This is a genomic window from Chryseobacterium cupriresistens (assembly GCF_046614675.1).
Taxonomy (GTDB): domain Bacteria; phylum Bacteroidota; class Bacteroidia; order Flavobacteriales; family Weeksellaceae; genus Chryseobacterium; species Chryseobacterium cupriresistens.
The window spans coordinates 271,075-288,941 of the sequence record NZ_JBKKJT010000004.1; the positions used below are offsets into that span (position 1 = coordinate 271,075).

A 17,867-nucleotide genomic window follows, 5' to 3' on the forward strand; every position below is an offset into this window, starting at 1 on the left:
GGTATTAATCTGTAAAAAGGGATTTTGTATATATTAGTTTTAACTCCCAAACTTCTTCACCCTAATCACCTTCTCCCTTACCTTAATCACAAAAGGCTCCAATTGTACTATTTTCCCGGCTTCCACTTTAAAAGTATCAGTAGAGCGTTCGCAATAGGTATTGGAAGGCAGAGAGTTTTTGTTCAGCTCAATCCTGTAATTTCCGGAGGGTAGGAAGGAGGCAAATTCACCGTTGTCATCGGTGATGATATGATGTACTAACTGTTCGTTTCGGTAAATATTGAAAAGAATACCTCCGACTTTGGGTGTGAAATCTACTGCTGTTTTGGTGTCAAAATCGTAGGTTATTTTTCCCTGGGTAGTTCCGTTTTGATGAAGAGGGATCTCAAAAGAGTAGTGATGTTTGTCTACGGTAAATTCGGTTTCATCATAATACCAGCCTTGTTGGATCACCTGTTTCAGGGTATACTTTCCGTAAGGGATAGAACGGTAGCTGATAGAACCTGACGGATCGGTTTTAAATGAAATATTGTTGAGCATAATGAGATAGCCTGCCGCTTCTTTGTCGCCTTCATCATAGATATTGTTTTCGTTCAGGTCATAATAGACAAATGCTTTAATATCACCTTTTTTACCCGGATCAAGGGTGCTGTTTCTAAGGTTGACAGTAACGCCAGCTTCCACGGTCAATAGATTATTGGTGAAGCTTCCTGCAGTATAACTGAAGTAGGAAGAGTTCAGGTACAGGGCGTACTTTTCCCTTGAATACTTCAGGTTCATAAAACCCGAAGGCGATTTTCCATACAGAACATCATCCGTATAAGAAACCCCTGAGGTAACATTCAGCTGACGGTTGAAGAAATTTTTATTCACAAAAGCAGAAAGGGAAAGCTTTTCGTAGGGAGTGCTCTGGTTCATCATTTTTGAAAAAGCATATTCGGAAAGGAAATAACTTCCGTGCTGATAGATCCCGTTCACGGTAAGCCATTTGTAGCTGTAAGTTCCGCTTACTTTCATCTGGAACTGCTGTTTGTCGTTGTCCGGATATTGTGCCAATCCTGTTTCCATGCTTAAGATGGAGGTGTGTTGCTTATCAGGGCTCAGCCAGGTAAGGTATTCCGTAAAGCGTTGTGCTTTCAGCTGTTTGGTATTCTCATAAGGCTGGGCATTGAAGAAAGTATTATAAGAATTGGAGTTTTCTTCCTGATACTGGTAGCCAAGTCCCATCCCGAAATTTCCTTTTTTAGGGAAGTTGATTCCCGTATCCAGTCTTAGATTGCTCGAATTCAGGGTGTTGTCGTAATAGTAGAACTTAGGTGAAAAATGGGAAGCTGTAATGTTGGCATACACATAATGATCTTTGAAAATCATGGTAGAGAAATTCTGCTGGATCTGCAAAATTCCTCTTCGGTTTCCGGGATAATAATCTGTGCTGTAGAAATAATTTCCGTTCAGATTGATCTTTTTGATCATTCCGGAATATTGGGATTCCAAAGCTAAAGAAGGCTTGGTGGGCTGGTTATTTTCGTAGAAACTCAGTCCGCCATACACCTTGGTGTTGGTTCTCCAGTCTTTACCGAAAGCATACTGAAGGTCTGTTCCGGCTACATGATGTCTGGCTTTTTCGTAAGGATCATCCCTGAAAATATAGGTTCCTGAGATATTACGGGAAGCGTTTTGAGCACCAAGAGTTCCCCGGGTATAAAATCCATAACCATATTTCAGAAAAGAATTTCTTTCGATCAGGCTGTAGGTCTGGTCTACGAAACCTGCTTCAATTTTCTTGTCTTTGTCCGGAGACGTGTAGGTATATTCCAACCCTCTTCCGAATAGAGAAAGTTCCAGTAATTTATTGATGTTTCCGATCGTGAATTCACTATTTTCCCTGTGATAGGTCAGATAGGTATTGTTGACAATAGGATCGCTCTGGTTCTTCATGGTATAGATATTTCCCCGGATGAAAATATATCCTGACGGAAGGTTGAAACCTCCGGAACCTACCAATTGATACATGTCCAGGTTTTCTCCGGTATGCCTGTAACTTGCCGTGATGGTATTCCTCGTAAAATTGGAAAAAGCAGTGGATTCCATATCCTCGTAACGCTGTACCGAAGAAACATTTTGCACAGATACCGTAGTGTTGCCGAATATCTCTCTGTCCGGCTCTCTGAAACCTGCAATATTAACGGAAATCTGAGTGCTGCGGGATCTGATTCTGGAAGGTAGAAAACGGAACACAAAGACTGAATCTTTCTGCACGCCAATACTTCCTGTTTTCTCTATAAAAGCATTTCCCTGCTCAGCTTCAGGAATTTTAAAGACAACTGTTACATGCTGTTTTCTGTTCCCAAGATTGGAAACCCTTGCCCTTACTTCTACCGAATCGGTAGCTTTATTCACATAAATCAGAGGAGTTTCTGCCGTGATGCGCATGGCATTGTTTTCAGTAACGGTGTAAGGTATTTCTTTTTCCGCCATTGTTTTATTCTGCTGGTCAGAAAGACGGAAAGCCATACGGGATTCACCCGAAACGGCATTATTACTGACTACAATTTTTACCGGAATGAAAAGATGTTCACCGGATTTCATTTCGACCTGAAGACTGTTGCCCGAAATATTTCTGAAACCTTGAGGAATCGTAATATTTATTTTTCCTTTGAAATCATTTGTGCTTTGATTGTCAAGGACGAGGATCAGATCCAGTATCCCTGTTTTATCTGTTCTGGATTCATTGCGGATATCAAGACTTATCCCGGAACTGCTTTGTGCCGGAATCCATATCTGAAACGAAATCAAAAAAATGAAAAAGATTTTTTTGAACAGGTCTTGAAGCATGGTTATTGGGGGATAATCTCGTATTGAAGGGTGGTGGAATATTCTTCAGATTTGGCATTAATCAGTCTTTCATCATTGGCTTTGGTGGAATATCGGATATCGTAATACAGGCTGGAGTTTCCCGTGGAGCCTCCTGTTGCAATAAGCTGCGGAGAAGCACTCAGCAGGATAGGATATACATTCCCATTGTTTCCGGAAACGGGGATGAGATTCATTTTTACGGTTCCTAAAGCAATGTAGTTTCCGGCTGGAGAGCTGAACTGCGCCTGAAGAGAGCGTAATTTGATCTGGTAATTGGTATTGCTTTTTACAATCAGTCCATTGGAATAAGTGACACTTACTCCGTTGACATAATCCGGCATACTTTTGAATTCCAGTGATCCGTTGACTGCTTTTGCGGAAAATTGAAGCGACATTTCGGGTACATCGGTCGGAGTTCCGCTGAGTGTTCCGATGTGAATCTGGAAATTATGATCAGCTCTGCCAATAATATTGTTGTACTGGTCATACGCTGTAAACTGAACCGGAACATTAAATCGGGTCCAGGAAGGATAGCTTCCCAGATAAGACCCTCCCATAACGGTCAGGCTGTATTTTACCTGAAGGTTATAATAGCCGTTGGGCTGTGGCGGCTGATTGTACAGTGCTGCATTGGACTGTGGAATTAAAAAGACTTCCTGGTTGGCCTGAAGAAAAGTATTCAGCGGCATTCCGATCTGCGGAATCGTGGGTACGGGTCCCGGATAAGCCTGTCCTGAAGTGGAAACAGGCTGAAATGATATTTTGTTGGCAGGCATCGTATAATTTCCATCTGTAGAAGTGATAGGCTGCTTCAGCCTCATGGATATTTTCCAGTAAGGAATATTAAATGTTCCATTACCGGCCAGGGTAAAGGTGTATGCATCCGGATTGGTATTTCCGCTGTAGGAATTAATCTGTAAGTAGCTGTTTATCCAGGAATTATAATTGACCTGTGAGAAGCCGTTCAGAGAGATCAGCAGAAAGAAACAGAAGAATTTTTTACTATTCATAGCTGAAACTTAATTCTCCTAATTCCAGATTGTTGTTGTCTCCATAATCAATCATTACCGAAGCGGTATACTTTCCTTTTTCAAGGCTTGCCGGAAGAGGGATATCCATTTCTCTTTTGTTTCCGGGCATGGAGTAAAAGATAACGGGATCCAGTGATACTTTTTTTCCGGTTTGGGTATTCACAAAGTCAGTGTATATTTTTCCGTCACCCCATACATCGCCCTGATTTTCAAAAAAGAGGTTGATGGTATTGGTTGTTTTTCCGTATACCAGATTCTGGATTTCAAGTTTTTTCGTTTTGGCGGCAGGCAGCTTGTGGAATAATTTGATTCCTGAGCGGATGCTTACCTTGATGTTGGCGCCTTTATGATCCACATCATCTACCGGATTCATCTGGCTTACATATAAAACGGCCGTATGGGCAGCCAGTTGGTCTGAAAGTGCATTAGGAACCGTAATGGTAACCTCAATATCTTTTTTTTCTCCCGGAGCCAGCGTAAAGTAATTATCTTCTTTTTTGACCGAAACCCAACTTGCGCAGGAAGCGGGAAGGGTATTGGCAGGATACGTTACATTCTCACCTTTGCCGTCATATTCCCAATCTCCTAAACTTACAGCCAGGTCCAGAGAATTTTTGGCACTTACATTCGTTACCGTTATTGTCTGGGTATTGCTGTTTCCGTTTCCCGACTCAAAGTACAGTCTTGGTGGTGAAACCGAAACTCCTGTTTGTGCAAATCCGTGAAAAGATGATAGGAAAAGAAGACTGAAAAGGAGAAGAGAAAGTCTGCTCATGGCGGAGATTAGTTTTTAAGTGTTGATAAAGTGCTGTGGTAGGTACAACACTTTATCATTACAGAATGATATCTATTATTGAGAAATAATGGTATACGTAAGTTCAGTAGTGTATACGGTAGGATCTTGTCCGGCAATATAATTGTTCAGGTACTTATTATCTCCGGCGCCTTTGTATTCAATGTTAATTTTTTTGTCTACACCTCCGGTAGAAGAAGTTACCAAAGTAGCTTCGTTAGTTGATAATTGTACATTCTGAGCATATTGAGCACCGTTTACCGCGTCAGAACCTGCGCTTGCTTTAATCTGGATGGTGTTAGCCTGGATGTTTTTACCTCCATATTCTAATACATCGTTACCACCTTTTACTTTTACCTGGAATCCTCCTGTGCTGTAAATGCTTAAATGATCTGCGTTTACAGAAGATACACCGTCGGCATAGTCATCTTTGGTTACATAGTCCAGGTTAACGATTTTTTGAGCGTTGTTAACAACAAGAGTCTGAATAGGTTTAAGTCTCACGTTAAGGGTTACATTCTGTTGTGCTTTTAATGTTGAGAATCCCAGGATAGCAAAAGAAGCTAAGATCAAATTTTTCATAAGGTTAAGGATGTTTTTTGTATTAATTGTTTTTAAAATTGCGGTTGCAAAGGTAAATACAAAGAACATCAGGATCTTTGTGAAAAAATACTTATTATTTGTGAATTTTTACGGAGAAATAAGCGCGCAGAAATAAATGCCTTTTGTGAATAATTACACAAAAAGTATAGTTTAAATGCTGATAAAATCACCATAAAGTAAAAAAAATGCTTTATTAATCTTAAACATTAATTTTACTTAATATATAGGGAATGAATAAATTGTAGAATTATTATTCAATGCATAGTATTTTTTTTAAGCGTTGCTTAATTTTTACTGAGAAATTAGAGTTAATATTAAAAAATTTTGCTCATCACTGCTGTTGGAGCTTAAATCTTCCATTGCATTTTCTAACTCATGATCGATGATATATCTCTTTTGAACCACCCCTTTGTGATGGCTGATAAGAGGGTAATCACCAGATCTTTCCCTGTTGCTTTCGGAAGTACCGGACGTATCACGATCTTCATCATATTCTGCTTTCAGCTGAAATCCGGACGGACTTGAGATGGTTACAGACTGAACTTCCCGGAAGGAAGACTCGCTCCCTTCGTCCGAAAATCCTGTGCCTACAGCAAGCATCTGTACAGGATAAAGCCTAACGTTAAGCCTCAAACCGTCTGCTGCCTGTGCAAATGATTTCGTAAAAGCAAAATAAAGCAAAATGAATAAAATATACTTTGCAAGCATATAACCTATATTTTTCCCCAAAAGGTTACTTATGTAAATATACAAATTATTTCATTTCGGAGGGATTTTTTCCCGTATGTTTTTTAATAAAATTAGTAAAGTTTCCTTCATTGCTGAAACCCAGATCATAAGATATCTCAGAAATCGTGGAGTTGGAGAAGCTCAGGGCTTTTTTGCATTCGGTAATGAGTTTTTCAATGATGATATGTTTGGCTGTTTTTCCCAATACATATTCTGTCATCTCGGTCAGTTTCCTTGATGAGATATTAAGTTCTTCGGCGTAATAAGCCACTTTTTTTGCCTTTTTATAGTCTCTTTGCAACAGAACTTTGAACCGGTTGACATAATACATATAGTCAAATTTGATTTCTTTTTTGATTTCTTCAGTGGGAATATGCAGAAGGGCATCCAGCATCAGTCGTTCTATAGCATTATGGGCAGCCGCTATATATAAGCTTTCATCCTTTTTTCTGAAACTTTCCATCTGCTCAAGAAAAACCACTCTCATCTGTTCTACATTGAGGAAAGGTGCTATAAATATATCGGAATTATAATTATAAAAAAGCTGAGAATTGATAAAAAGACTGTCTTTGGTTGATCTTTCATAAAAACTGGATGAAAAAGCAATTGAATACACATCTGATCTTTTGGTTTCACCAAAAACTATTTTCTTTTGCGGCCCTACGAAGGCAATACTTCCTCTTTTTAAAGGGTATGGAACATTCTCTACCGTTAGCTGGGTGTTTTCCAGAATAATATAAATACAAAAATATTCCAGGGTATTGAATTCTCTTTTGTTGTTATTTCGGGCGATAATATAATCTAAACGATTGATACTGAATCCTATATTTTTTAATTGATCCGTGATTTTGTACATACATTATTAACCATTCTGTTCAAGAAAAATTCTTGTAAATTATTATATAAATATAAAAAATTTACCAAATAGTAAGTTTTAAAGAAAAAAATTAAGTCAAGATGCCCGTAAAAATACCCGGTAACCTCATGATCAACCGGGTGTTGTTATATTTTTTTTATTGTTAATTCAATGATATACAGTGATGTATGTTTTTATTGGGAAATTATGTGTTTAAATCTGCAGGGACTGATGTTACTTTGCACATCCATTTCCTTAACCTCCATATGGGTAAGTATACAAAAACCACAGACAGAATTCCGGCCAGCGTTCCCACCACAACAGCCATTGCTGTTGCATCCAGTTTGTAATCTTTTGAAAAATTATACTGTCCTATAAACAGCAGCGACAATACCAATAGTCCTGTAATCAATCCATGTAAGATGCTCAGTCTGGTCATCAGCTTTTTGATATTAAGCTGTTCGTCTACCGTAAACTCTATGGCTTCCTGGCTGGCAGCATCCGTTACTCTTTTGATGATGTCTATGGTAAGAACCACCGGAAGGAAGATGGCCATCGGCAGGGTAAGACGGGCAAGATTTTGAGTTCCTGAAAAAAAATGGGTGTAGCCCAATTCCTTGAAACTGGCGTAAGCAATAATGAAATTAAAAAACACATTCGGAAGGACATAATAAATCGTACGCTTTATGAGAAAGCGTTTGAGGGTGGTTTTCTTTATCAGTCTGGGCTTCGGAGGCTTTATTTTAAATTTCATAGAGAAGTTGTCAATAGCTCGATGGCTTTATCTTTTATCAGATGAGCTTCCTCTTTGGGAAGAAAATTTTCATTGGACATGAAGGTGAAGTCCATCTGCTGGTTGTACGTGCTGGTGACTAAGGTATTTGAGTTCAGCCATGGGAAAGCCACGGTAGGACTAAAAATAGTTTCCAGACTGAAGTTTTTATAGTCATTCGGGATATTGATCTTGCCCATATTGGATAAGGTAATATCATGCCCGCCTTCGCTGGATTTCAGCATATTGATCATCCGCCCTACAACAGGGTGCATATGTTCTCCCATCCACAGGAGCTCACGGGCTTCCATCTTATTGATTTTTGCAGTAAGATCTTTTTTGATCTGCCTGGCATTGTCCATCACATCATTGCTGTTTTTCCTGATCGAAAGCTCCACAGTTGGGGCAAAAGCAAATAAATGATCTTCTTTAATTTCCGGAATAAAATGGCGCACATCTACCGGACTGATCACTTTACCTTTGGCACGGTCTCCCTGAACATCACGGAAGGCCTGCATCACGGAAGAACACAGCAAAGCATGCACAGAAATCTGGTTGGCTTTACATTTTTCAGTGATAAGCCGGGTTTCTTCCTGAGTCATTTTCCAGTGAATGGTATAGCTTTTTCCCTGGTTTCTTTTTTTGCTTTTTCGCTGGATGGAAAAGAATATTCTGGCGAACAGAAGGTAAAGGCCGGCCTTATATTTTTTGATTGCTGTATTAAAATCCGAAGGCAGGAAATCATCAACAGATTCAAAAGCAACATAAGGAATTAATGGAGCATAAGGATTGTCCAGCAAACTCAGAAGCTCACGCAGTAAGGTTACTCCGGTGGTTCCATCGGATATGCAGTGAGGCATGATCCAAAGGATTTCGGAAGTATCCTGTCCTTTTACCCAGACTACTTCAGCCAATGGCTTTTTGGGTGTTTCAAAAAGTTTAAACCATCCTTTTTCGGATTCTTTGAACCAGTCATCGTCTGTTGTACGTTCTACAATGCGAAGCGGAATAGGTTCAATATCTTTCTGCCCCATAAAATAAGGGTAGTTTCCGATGTTATGGTCAATATTCGTTCTTAGAATAGGATGCTTCTGCTGGATTCTTATTAAAGCCGCTTTAAAATTTTCTTCAGGAATCTCCCCTTTGATTCTTGCCGTATAGATACAGTTTAAAGGAGTTTCAGGATCTACATACATGATCCTTTCCACCATCATTAAGGGTCTTTTGATCATGATACTGCCATTTGTTTTAGTTGAGAATGAATGATCCGCATTACCTCTTCACGAACTGCCAGTGCATCTGTGTAAGGTAAATATCCTTCGCTTCCCATGAATGAAAAATCCATTTCACCCCGGTACGTTGAGGTTACCATTGTAGTTGTATTTCCCAGCGGTCCTATTACTGATGGACTGAAAATCGTATCTACCGTAAACTCCTTGTACTCATGAGGAATCTGAATGCGTCCCAGATTGGAAAACATACAATCGTTGGAGGATTTTCCGTTCTTCAACAGCCTGGTGAAATTACTCAGGGCATCATGCCCGGATTCCATGACCATCATGGTGATATAAGGATTCAGTTTTGAGGTCTTTTTTTCCACAGCTTTCTGCATCACACGGAGATTATCCTCAAAGCTTAGGTTTTCATCAGAAGAAACCACGATCATCAGCCCGAAAGCGAAAATATGATCTTCTTTGATCTGTCCTGCAAAACGTCTGATGTCTACCGGACAGGAAACTTTATTGAAGGACTTTTCTGCTCTTACTTTTTTAAATGCCTGCAATACCGCCGCACTTAAAAATGTATTTACCGTTACCCCCTGGGATTTGCAGTAAGCGATTAATTCTTTGCTTACCGCTTCATCCAGCTTCCAATGGATGAGGTAATCACTTTGTCTTTCCACAGCTTTTTTGCCTGTAGGAATCCATTTAATCGCGGTAGAAGCCAGCCTACCTATAAATCTGGCTTTCAGTTTTTGTCTGCGGCTGTTCAGGATATGGGCAGGAACCACATCTTCAATTCCCAAGATCGGGTTTTCTATCCCGATATCGGCAGCCGGGTTGTCCAGAGCCATTAAAAACTCTTTCAGGAAGGCCATTGCAGAACCACCATCGCAAAGACAATGGTGGAACGCAAATAACATGTCAGAAACGTTTTCCCCTTTGATCCAGACAAACCGGATCAGGGGTAATTTTTCGTAATTAAAAATGGTGTTCCATTCTTTCCTGGATTCTTCCTGCCATTGATCTTCACTTTGTCTGGTGACGATTCTTACAGGAATGGAAACGGTTTTTTCAGGAACATTAAACCATGGAATATTTTTTTCATCATGGCTGATTAATGCTCTCAGCCAAGGGTGTTTGTTTTGAATCCGGGCCAAAGCCTGCTGGATCTCTTTTAAGGTAAAAGTTCCTCTCAGTCTGAACGGAATGACCGCGTTAAAAGGTTCTGTTCCATCTCCCAGTAACATGCGTTCACCAAATAACAATCTTCTTTTCATAGGTTGATTCATAGGCTACACAGAAGCTAATGTTGAATGTTCGTTTACAAAATTTTCTAACAGCTCTACTGCTTTGTCATTTCCTCCGGCAACGGTGAATGTATTTCTTACTTCCTGAGCGGCAGTTCTGTATTTAGGATTTTCCAGCAGTTCAAAAACGGTTTCACGAAGTGCATCTACGCGGAGTCTCTTGTACCGTATGCTGATTCCGCAGCCTGCCTGCTCAATCAGTTTGGAAATATGGAAGTGGTCATACGCAATGGGAGTGATCAACATCGGTAATCCATTACGGAAAGTATCATTTACAGTATTGAAACCACCGTGGCAGATCACCATATCCATTTGCTGCATCACTGCCGATTGTGGCACAAAGCTGTTCACGATAAAGTTGTCCGGCCATTCTTCAAAAATTTCCGGTGGAGTAGCGGCAATCACGGTCACCGGCTGGTCTTTGAATGCAGCAATGATTTTTTCAAAGAAAGCTTTTCTGATGTCTACCAGCAGCGTTCCCAATGATACAAAGATCTTTGGAGTGGTAGACGCATTCAGTTTATCCCAGTCAAATGGAGCATCGTTCGGACGTCCTTTTACCGGGCCTACAAATTTCATATGAGGCGGAACGGTTTCAAAACCAGCGAAAGCCTGGGAGGTAAATACCATATTCAGTTTGTGAGAATGAATATAAATACCTTCCTCATGAATTCCCACTTCTTTTTGCAGATCTTTGATCAGTTTTTGCTGCCATTCCCAGATTTTGGGAGCATTTTTTTCTGTGTCTCCCATCACATCCGGTGGTACAGGAGTTGTCGTTACACAAGGAATATTGTTTTTATGGGCGAAAAGAGCCCCTCCGAAAGTGATACAGTCGTTCACGATTACATCCGGCATCCAGCTTTCAGTGAGTCTGGTTAATCCTGGCATCATCATTTTAGCGAAAGGAACATAGGTTTCTTCCAGAGCCAGCTTCATTACTTCAGGACCGGAACATGCAGGTCCGTCATCCTGCCTTTTCAAGATACGGGCGATTTCCTCCTGATACGGAACAAGATCTTCTTCAGGGTAGAAATAAGAACCTCCTTCAGGAATATGTTTACTGTCTAAAGGGGTTATCCCGAACCATTTTACTTCATGTCCGCGGGCAATCAGACTTGCTCCCACACTCAGAGTCGGGCTCACATGTCCGAAAAACGGAGGAACTACGAATAAAAATTTAGACGGTTTTTCAGGTTTTGAAGCCTTTGATATCGCTTGTTCCAATAGGTTGGCTGCTGTAGCAGCGCCTCCTGCTTCCACAAAAGACTGACCTACTTTCTGAGCTGCTTCACGGTAGCTCGGATTGTTTAAAATCTGGTGTACGGCTTCTTTCAGGTGATTGGCTTTAAATCGGTTAAAATTAAGGCGCTCACCCGCTTCTGTACGCACCACACGCCCTGCAACATGCGACTGATCATAGGCAATAGGAATCACGACCAAAGGAATACCATTGGATAATGTTTCAGATACGGTATTATGACCGCCATGGCAAACTACGCCGTCAAGATGAGGCAGCAGATCCAGTTGCGGAACTTGTTGATACACCATAAAATTGTCCGGCCACTGCTCAAAAAGCTGTGGATCAGAAACGACTACAACGGTTAAATCTTCATCTTTAAAAGCATCGATTACCTTTTGGAAAAATGCCTTTTTATGATCGTGATCGAAGGTAGTTCCGATACTTACCAAGATCTTTTTATTGTCTTTGCTTTTTAATCTCTCCCAGTCGAATTCACATGAAACACGTCTTTCCGTAAGAACCGGACCTGTGAACTGGTATTGAGACGGCAGATCCTCCATTTCCCCAAAGAAATAACCGGAAGTCAAAACCAGAGTTAGAAGGTCTGACGTCGCCAGAGAACGTTCTTCCCGGAAACCGAGTTCTTTCTGCAGATCAATGATTTGATTCACTTCCCATTCGTGTACTTTTGGAAGCTCATTCATAATTTTGATGGCTGCCGGAGCGGTAACAGAAGTGGCATAAGGAATACCAAGAGTTTTGGCTGCAACCGGAGCTGCAAATAACTGATGATCCCCGATAATCAAATCGGGCTGCTCTGTTTTTAATAAAGCAACAATACCATTATAGCAATGTCTGTTCAGCGGGATAAGAACCTCTTCATACAGGAACTTAACGCTGTCTATACCATACACTACTTTTTGGGAGATAATATCGAGATATTGTTCACTTTCTTTTTTTTCTTCGTCGGTCTGATCGTACTGGATCAGTAATAATTTTCCTCCTTCGGGAAGTTTGGCCTCTAAAGTCGGGTCAAGGCTGATCCAGGCTACTTCATGTCCTCTTTCCAGCAGCGTAGCACCGATGCTTAAGGTAGGGTTGACATGTCCTGTCAATGGTGGAACTATAAATGCAAATTTAGCCATGGTTTTGTGTTAGGATTTTAGATAAAAATTGAGCAATCGTTTCAGCGATAAGCTGAGGTTCCTGGATAGGAATATTGTGATCACCCGGGATTAATTCAAGTTCAGACTGGTTGATTTGAGACTGAAGCCACTCACCGGTAGGCCTGCAGTTGGAATCAGCGCCATAAAGCAATAGCGCAGGAGCCGTTAATTCATTAAAATGGGCTTCACCAAGGAAATGTTTTTCCTTAATCATATCTGCTTTAATGCTGGTTTGGTTAAACAGAAATTCATACATACGGTGGTTCTTCTCCATTTGTCTTTTGCCCATCTGTACTTTGGTGGTGTCTGTAAAGTTGGCCACGTAATGCTCAAGAAACTCTTTGCTGTATTCATCAATGATGTTACGGGCTTTTTCATCCTGAGGATCCGGCGCTTCGATCACCACTAGCTGATTCACGCGGTCCGGGTATTCTAAAGCTGTTTTTAAAGCAATAAGACCTCCGAAACTATAGCCGACAAGGTGTACTTTTTCCAGTTGAAGGTGATCTATTAAACCTATCAGATCGGAAGACATGTTATCAAGGTCATAGCCATCAAGAAAACGCTCACTCATACCGTGGCTTTTCAGATCGTACATCACCACATGGAAATGTTTTGCCAGCACAGGGGCAATATTAAAATAATAAATGGACAGGTTGCTGAACATACCGTGGATGAGTACCACGGTTTGTCCGGCTCCTTTGTTGAGTTCCTGTATATGGATTTGTCTGTTATTGACAGTGATTATTGGCATTCGTAGATATAATTGATGATCATACTAAGGTCAAGATTAATAAGCTGGTCAAGATCCATAGAAGATAACCAACCTGTAAAGTCGATCTGATCGCCAAAATGCGCCTTGATCTTTTCAGAGAAAGAGACAATCTCGATGCTGTCCATTTCAAGATCTCTGGTGAATGAACTTTCAGGAGTAATGTCCATCTCTTCTACAAATTCAGCACCTATCACTTCAGTAATAAAACCTTTTAATAAAGTAAAAAGTTCTTCGTGGTTCATTTTTAATGTTGCGTTTACAGTGTCCATCCGATAATATAATTTTTATGTTTAATAGTTTTGATTTCAATATTGTTGATCCACAGGTGATCGTCTTTTATCAATTCGACTTCGAAGGCTTTAGGATTTCCTTTCAGTCCTGTTCCCAGAAACTTTCCGTAGGCTTCTTTGGCGACCCAGAAACGGGTAGTCCATTCCGCCTGGTCTCTGTCTCTTAATAAGGTCAATTCTTTGTCGGTAAATACCATGTCGTAGAATCCTGAACTGCGTTCTTCCATCAGTTCCATATCGATTCCTACAGATTTTCCATATCTCGCGATTCCCACAGCTTCTTTTCCTTTATGAGCCAGTGAAATATGAATATTTTCTGTAAAATCACTGATGAGGTAAGGTTTCCCTGCTTCATCGGAACGGATTTCAAACGTGATCGGGAAGCAGGCATGATTTTTTTCTTTGCGAAGAAGATTTCTTACGGCATCTTTCACCGCTACACGGCTTACCATCCAGTTTTTCTTTTTGTTAGGTAATAGCTGCTGGTGATGCTGTTTTTCTGTTTGGTTGAAATATCTTTTCAGGATAAAATCCCATGAAGCGACTCTTGTATAGGCCTGGTGGAAGAAGAATACATCAGGAGCAATCTCTTCCGAAAGACGGTTGTGCAGCGGTGACATGGAAACATTCCATAAAGCGGCATCAATTTCCAGTCTTCTGTTTTGCCATCCGGTAATCGCACACCATACTTTGCCGTCTCTTTTCAGGATGATATCGGCGATGGCGAATTCATCATTCAATTCAGTCAGCATGCAGGTACATTCAAAAATACCTTCCTGATCATGCATATCGCCGAAGAATTCAATATCTCTGATCTTGACAGGGAATGCAATACGGTCTTTCACCAAAGTAAGCTGAAGCCAAAGCCCGAAAAGCTGTCCTGCATTATCCAGTAAAGAACCTTTACCTCCGTTTCCTTTTATCTTCCCGATGATTCCTTTATCTCCTACGGCAGAAACTTCTGTAATTCCCTGATATTGGTCTCCATGGAACATGTGCATGTCGTAGATTTCTTCAGGGGTTCTTTCGATAGGTAAAAGATTACCGATGGAAAGATTGAAGTCAGGTGTTGGAACAGGAGCAGATTTTAAGACTACTTCTGCGTTGGCAAAGTTTTCAATGTCAAGATAGGCATGATTCGGTGAACGCCATTCTCCTTTTACGGTTTTTTCGAATGGTTTGGCAACATTCATCCATTGGAATACACTTACATTCATGATTTTATGAACCAATGTTCCCGGAATTTCTGCTTCTGCAATTTCTGCAAGCTGTTCAAAGATCATCGTCATCGGGATTACCGGTTCCATATCTGCTACATGAGCCCATCCTTTAGGCTGTCTCAATAAGCTGTGGTCGATCAGGTAAGGATGACTTTCCAGCGTTACATATAAATCTTTTGTAAAATTTGTACTTCTTACGGGTTGTGGAGCAGCCTGAACTACAGGTGCAGGTCTTTGGATGGTGATTTCCGGACGGTTCTGGAATAAAGTCAATACTTCTTCCTGCATACGGATCATATCGGCAACGTTATCCTGGAATGCCTGTACCAGAGGATGTCCGCTTTTTGTGGCAATAGCTGAAGCTGTTGCGGCATATTGTTTTGGCGTGTCAAAAGACTGAGCCAACGCTTTCACCTCTTTAAAATTACGGATGATAGGTGAACCTAATTCCAGTTTAATACCTTTTCCTGACGGTCTTTTCGAATGATTTTGAATCTCTAAAAAGTCAAGGGCAATTGTTTTTCCTTCTACAAATAATGAAGCAACTACTCTTTGTAATTGAGCCAATGCAGAACGGGTAGGAACGCTGGAAGCAATCGTACTGAATGCTTTTCCTTTTAACGTATCATCAATAAACCCGATCAGTCCTCCTGTACCGACCTGAATGAAGACTCTTGCGCCTTCTTCGTATAATTTGTCTGTCAGTTCACGGAAACGGACAGGTTCTACCAAATGTTCGGCACTCAGTTTTCTGATCGCTGCCTGATCTGCAGGATAAGGTTCTAAAGTGGTGGCAGACCACAATGGGATTTTCGTCTGCTGGAACTGTGCTTTTTCCATTCCCGCAAGGATCACATCCAGCTTATCTGCAATAAAAGGAGAGTGGAATCCAGACTGGAACGGCAGAACCTGATGGAAGATCTGTTTTGCTTTTAACAAGGGAACCAACTCATCCAGAGCAGTATTGCTTCCGCAAAGAATCACCTGATTAGGGCAGTTGTCATTGGAAATATATAAGTCTGAAATTTCTGAAATAAAAGGCTGTACTACCTCAATTCCGGCACCTATAGCGATGAATCTGGAATCTTTTAATTCAAAAGTTTCAGGATTCAGTACATCAATTAAGGCTTTTACAGAATTGGCTTCCGCTAATTCCGAAGAGTAACCGGCCAGCCATTCTCCTAAACTGTGTCCTGCATTCATATCCGGAATAATTCCCAGTTTTTTCAGTGAATTATCAAGGATACTGCAGTTGTTGAAAATGTTTAAGGCATCGGTTAGAAGCCCTTCACCTTCTGTTTCGATAGGTGCTGATAACCCGAAATAACGGCTTACCGTTTCTACCTCACCTTTTGCCAGACCATCTAATCCAGGGAATACAAAGGCTACTTTACCGCCATCTTTTAATAATGGGGTAGAAGTGTACCAGATATCCTGTTTGTTTTTCCAGATGATATTTTTGGAAACAATTTTTATGGCTTTTTCTATTCTGGCAGGAGTTGGATCGAATATCGCAACTCTGAAATCTCCTTCGCCGATAGTTGTTTCATTATTTTGTAATGCAGATAGCAGTTCTTCGTGAGTAGGTCTGGCCAAGATCAATACCTGATCTTTTTTAGGCATATCATACCCTTCCAAAACAACGTGTGCATTGATTCCTCCGAATCCGAAAGCATTCACCGCAGCTACTTTTGGTAGTCCTGTTTTTGACCAGTTTCTGGCTTCCTGTACCGGTTCGAATCTTGTGTTCTGCATCTCTGCAGTGGGATTCTCACAATACAAGGTTGGCGGCAAAGTATCGTGATGCAATGCCAGACAGGTTTTAATCAGTCCTGCAATGCCTGCAGCCGGCATAGCATGTCCGATATTGGATTTCACAGATCCGATACCTGCTGCCTGAGCTGATTCTTCTTTTCCAAAGAATTGGGCTAAGGTCTGAAGTTCTGTTTTATCTCCAAGCGGTGTTCCTGTGCCGTGAGCCTCAAGGTATCCCACTTTATTTTTATCTAAATCAGCATTGATCCATGCCTGTTCCAACGCTTTCAGCTGACCTTTTACGGACGGGCTCATTACGCTGGTTCCGGTACCATCACTGCTTACGCCAACGCCTTTAATAACCGCATAGATCTTATCCTGATCGCGAACGGCGTCTTCCATTCTTTTTAATACCACGAAACCACAACCTTCTCCGATTAACAGACCATCAGCATCCATACTGAAAGGTTTGATCTGCTGCTGGCGTGACATCGCTCCCAGCTGGGCAAAAATACTCCAGAAGGCAGCGTTCTGTCCTGTGTGTACACCTCCTGCGATCATGATATCGGAACGGCCTCTCTGAAGTTCCTGTACTGCATGGTCTACAGCAATCAATGCAGAGGCACAAGCGGCATCTACAGTGAACGCAGCGCCTCCTAAATTGAAGCGGTTGGCAACAAGAGAGGCAACAAGATTGGGAATTAATCCCATGGCGGTATCGGCTGCAAAACGGCCTTTACGCTGTTGAAAAGCGTGTTTTACTTTTTCAATGTCAGCAGAAGAAACCTGAGGTAATAACTCTTGTAACAATGAAGAAATCTGTTCTCCGGTTCTTACAATTTCAATCGCTCGGGTAGCACCCGGACCCGTATAGTTTCCTTTACCGATAATGATCCCTGTTTTTTCAAGGGAAATATTCTTTTGAAATACACCTGCATCTTCCAGCGCTTTCTGTACCAGATCAAGGGTAAGCAAATGGTCAGGTTCCGTTCCTTCAACAGCCAGTGGCAAAATACCAAATGCGGTAGGATCAAATGTATAATCAGGGATAAACCCTCCACGCTGACAGTAAAAACGGTCAACGGGACTTGTGGCATCACTGAAATGAACAGGATCTATCCGATCCGCCGGAGCGACTTCGGTAGAATCAACTTTATTGACAATATTCTGCCAGAAAGTGTTGGCATCCTGTGCCCCGGGAAAGACACAGGATAAACCAATTACAGCAACATCTGTTTTTTTCATACT

General features: G+C 41.1%; 13 protein-coding genes. All 13 read right to left on the minus strand.

Features of this window, described 5'->3' with window-relative positions; genetic code table 11:
* Nucleotides 1–39 precede the first annotated feature (39 nt).
* The gene (locus tag ACLI50_RS13565; RefSeq protein ID WP_411414002.1) at nt 40–2,796 is read right to left on the minus strand and encodes a COG1470 family protein; all 2,757 of its coding nucleotides are present in this window, start codon (nt 2,794–2,796) and stop codon (nt 40–42) included.
* 41 nt (nt 2,797–2,837) lie between these two features.
* Nucleotides 2,838–3,866, minus strand: coding sequence for a hypothetical protein (locus ACLI50_RS13570; RefSeq protein WP_411414003.1), 1,029 nt, complete (start codon nt 3,864–3,866; stop codon nt 2,838–2,840).
* Nucleotides 3,859–4,662 carry a fimbrial biogenesis chaperone gene (locus tag ACLI50_RS13575; protein WP_343641911.1) on the minus strand — a complete coding sequence of 268 codons (804 nt, stop codon included), beginning with the start codon at nt 4,660–4,662 and terminating at the stop codon, nt 3,859–3,861. The genes ACLI50_RS13570 and ACLI50_RS13575 overlap by 8 nt, the downstream gene beginning before the upstream one ends.
* A 75-nt stretch (nt 4,663–4,737) precedes the next feature.
* Nucleotides 4,738–5,262: a hypothetical protein gene (locus ACLI50_RS13580; protein WP_202839125.1), complete on the minus strand. Its 525-nt coding sequence runs from the start codon at nt 5,260–5,262 to the stop codon at nt 4,738–4,740.
* 312 nt (nt 5,263–5,574) lie between these two features.
* Complete coding sequence (locus ACLI50_RS13585; protein WP_202839127.1) at nt 5,575–5,991, minus strand: hypothetical protein; 417 nt, start codon at nt 5,989–5,991, stop codon at nt 5,575–5,577.
* Nucleotides 5,992–6,037: 46 nt separating this feature from the next.
* Entirely contained in the window at nt 6,038–6,868 is an 831-nt protein-coding gene (locus ACLI50_RS13590; RefSeq protein ID WP_343641908.1) for a helix-turn-helix domain-containing protein, read from the minus strand.
* Nucleotides 6,869–7,073: 205 nt separating this feature from the next.
* On the minus strand, nt 7,074–7,622 hold the full coding sequence (locus ACLI50_RS13595; protein ID WP_343641906.1) for a hypothetical protein: 549 nt from the start codon (nt 7,620–7,622) through the stop codon (nt 7,074–7,076).
* The gene (locus tag ACLI50_RS13600; protein WP_343641904.1) at nt 7,619–8,872 is read right to left on the minus strand and encodes a phthiocerol/phthiodiolone dimycocerosyl transferase family protein; all 1,254 of its coding nucleotides are present in this window, start codon (nt 8,870–8,872) and stop codon (nt 7,619–7,621) included. The genes ACLI50_RS13595 and ACLI50_RS13600 overlap by 4 nt, the downstream gene beginning before the upstream one ends.
* The gene (locus ACLI50_RS13605) at nt 8,869–10,140 is read right to left on the minus strand and encodes a condensation domain-containing protein (protein WP_343641902.1); all 1,272 of its coding nucleotides are present in this window, start codon (nt 10,138–10,140) and stop codon (nt 8,869–8,871) included. The genes ACLI50_RS13600 and ACLI50_RS13605 overlap by 4 nt, the downstream gene beginning before the upstream one ends.
* A gap of 15 nt (nt 10,141–10,155) precedes the next feature.
* Nucleotides 10,156–12,558: a glycosyltransferase gene (locus ACLI50_RS13610; protein ID WP_343641900.1), complete on the minus strand. Its 2,403-nt coding sequence runs from the start codon at nt 12,556–12,558 to the stop codon at nt 10,156–10,158.
* Nucleotides 12,551–13,333 carry an alpha/beta fold hydrolase gene (locus tag ACLI50_RS13615; RefSeq protein ID WP_343641898.1) on the minus strand — a complete coding sequence of 261 codons (783 nt, stop codon included), beginning with the start codon at nt 13,331–13,333 and terminating at the stop codon, nt 12,551–12,553. The genes ACLI50_RS13610 and ACLI50_RS13615 overlap by 8 nt, the downstream gene beginning before the upstream one ends.
* Nucleotides 13,324–13,623, minus strand: a complete 300-nt coding sequence (locus tag ACLI50_RS13620; protein ID WP_034696900.1) for an acyl carrier protein — start codon at nt 13,621–13,623, stop codon at nt 13,324–13,326. Before ACLI50_RS13620 ends, ACLI50_RS13615 begins: the two co-directional genes overlap by 10 nt.
* On the minus strand, nt 13,611–17,864 hold the full coding sequence (locus tag ACLI50_RS13625; RefSeq protein ID WP_411414004.1) for a beta-ketoacyl synthase N-terminal-like domain-containing protein: 4,254 nt from the start codon (nt 17,862–17,864) through the stop codon (nt 13,611–13,613). The genes ACLI50_RS13620 and ACLI50_RS13625 overlap by 13 nt, the downstream gene beginning before the upstream one ends.
* Between the last annotated feature and the right edge of the window lie 3 nt (nt 17,865–17,867).

Coding starts and splice junctions, on each gene's coding strand:
- ACLI50_RS13570 (WP_411414003.1), bottom strand. CDS start 3,866: ATGAATAGTAAAAAATTCTTCTGTTTCTTTCTGCTGATCTCTCTGAAC.
- ACLI50_RS13575 (WP_343641911.1), bottom strand. CDS start 4,662: ATGAGCAGACTTTCTCTTCTCCTTTTCAGTCTTCTTTTCCTATCATCT.
- ACLI50_RS13580 (WP_202839125.1), bottom strand. CDS start 5,262: ATGAAAAATTTGATCTTAGCTTCTTTTGCTATCCTGGGATTCTCAACA.
- ACLI50_RS13585 (WP_202839127.1), bottom strand. CDS start 5,991: ATGCTTGCAAAGTATATTTTATTCATTTTGCTTTATTTTGCTTTTACG.
- ACLI50_RS13590 (WP_343641908.1), bottom strand. CDS start 6,868: ATGTACAAAATCACGGATCAATTAAAAAATATAGGATTCAGTATCAAT.
- ACLI50_RS13595 (WP_343641906.1), bottom strand. CDS start 7,622: ATGAAATTTAAAATAAAGCCTCCGAAGCCCAGACTGATAAAGAAAACC.
- ACLI50_RS13600 (WP_343641904.1), bottom strand. CDS start 8,872: ATGATCAAAAGACCCTTAATGATGGTGGAAAGGATCATGTATGTAGAT.
- ACLI50_RS13605 (WP_343641902.1), bottom strand. CDS start 10,140: ATGAAAAGAAGATTGTTATTTGGTGAACGCATGTTACTGGGAGATGGA.
- ACLI50_RS13610 (WP_343641900.1), bottom strand. CDS start 12,558: ATGGCTAAATTTGCATTTATAGTTCCACCATTGACAGGACATGTCAAC.
- ACLI50_RS13615 (WP_343641898.1), bottom strand. CDS start 13,333: ATGCCAATAATCACTGTCAATAACAGACAAATCCATATACAGGAACTC.
- ACLI50_RS13620 (WP_034696900.1), bottom strand. CDS start 13,623: ATGGACACTGTAAACGCAACATTAAAAATGAACCACGAAGAACTTTTT.
- ACLI50_RS13625 (WP_411414004.1), bottom strand. CDS start 17,864: ATGAAAAAAACAGATGTTGCTGTAATTGGTTTATCCTGTGTCTTTCCC.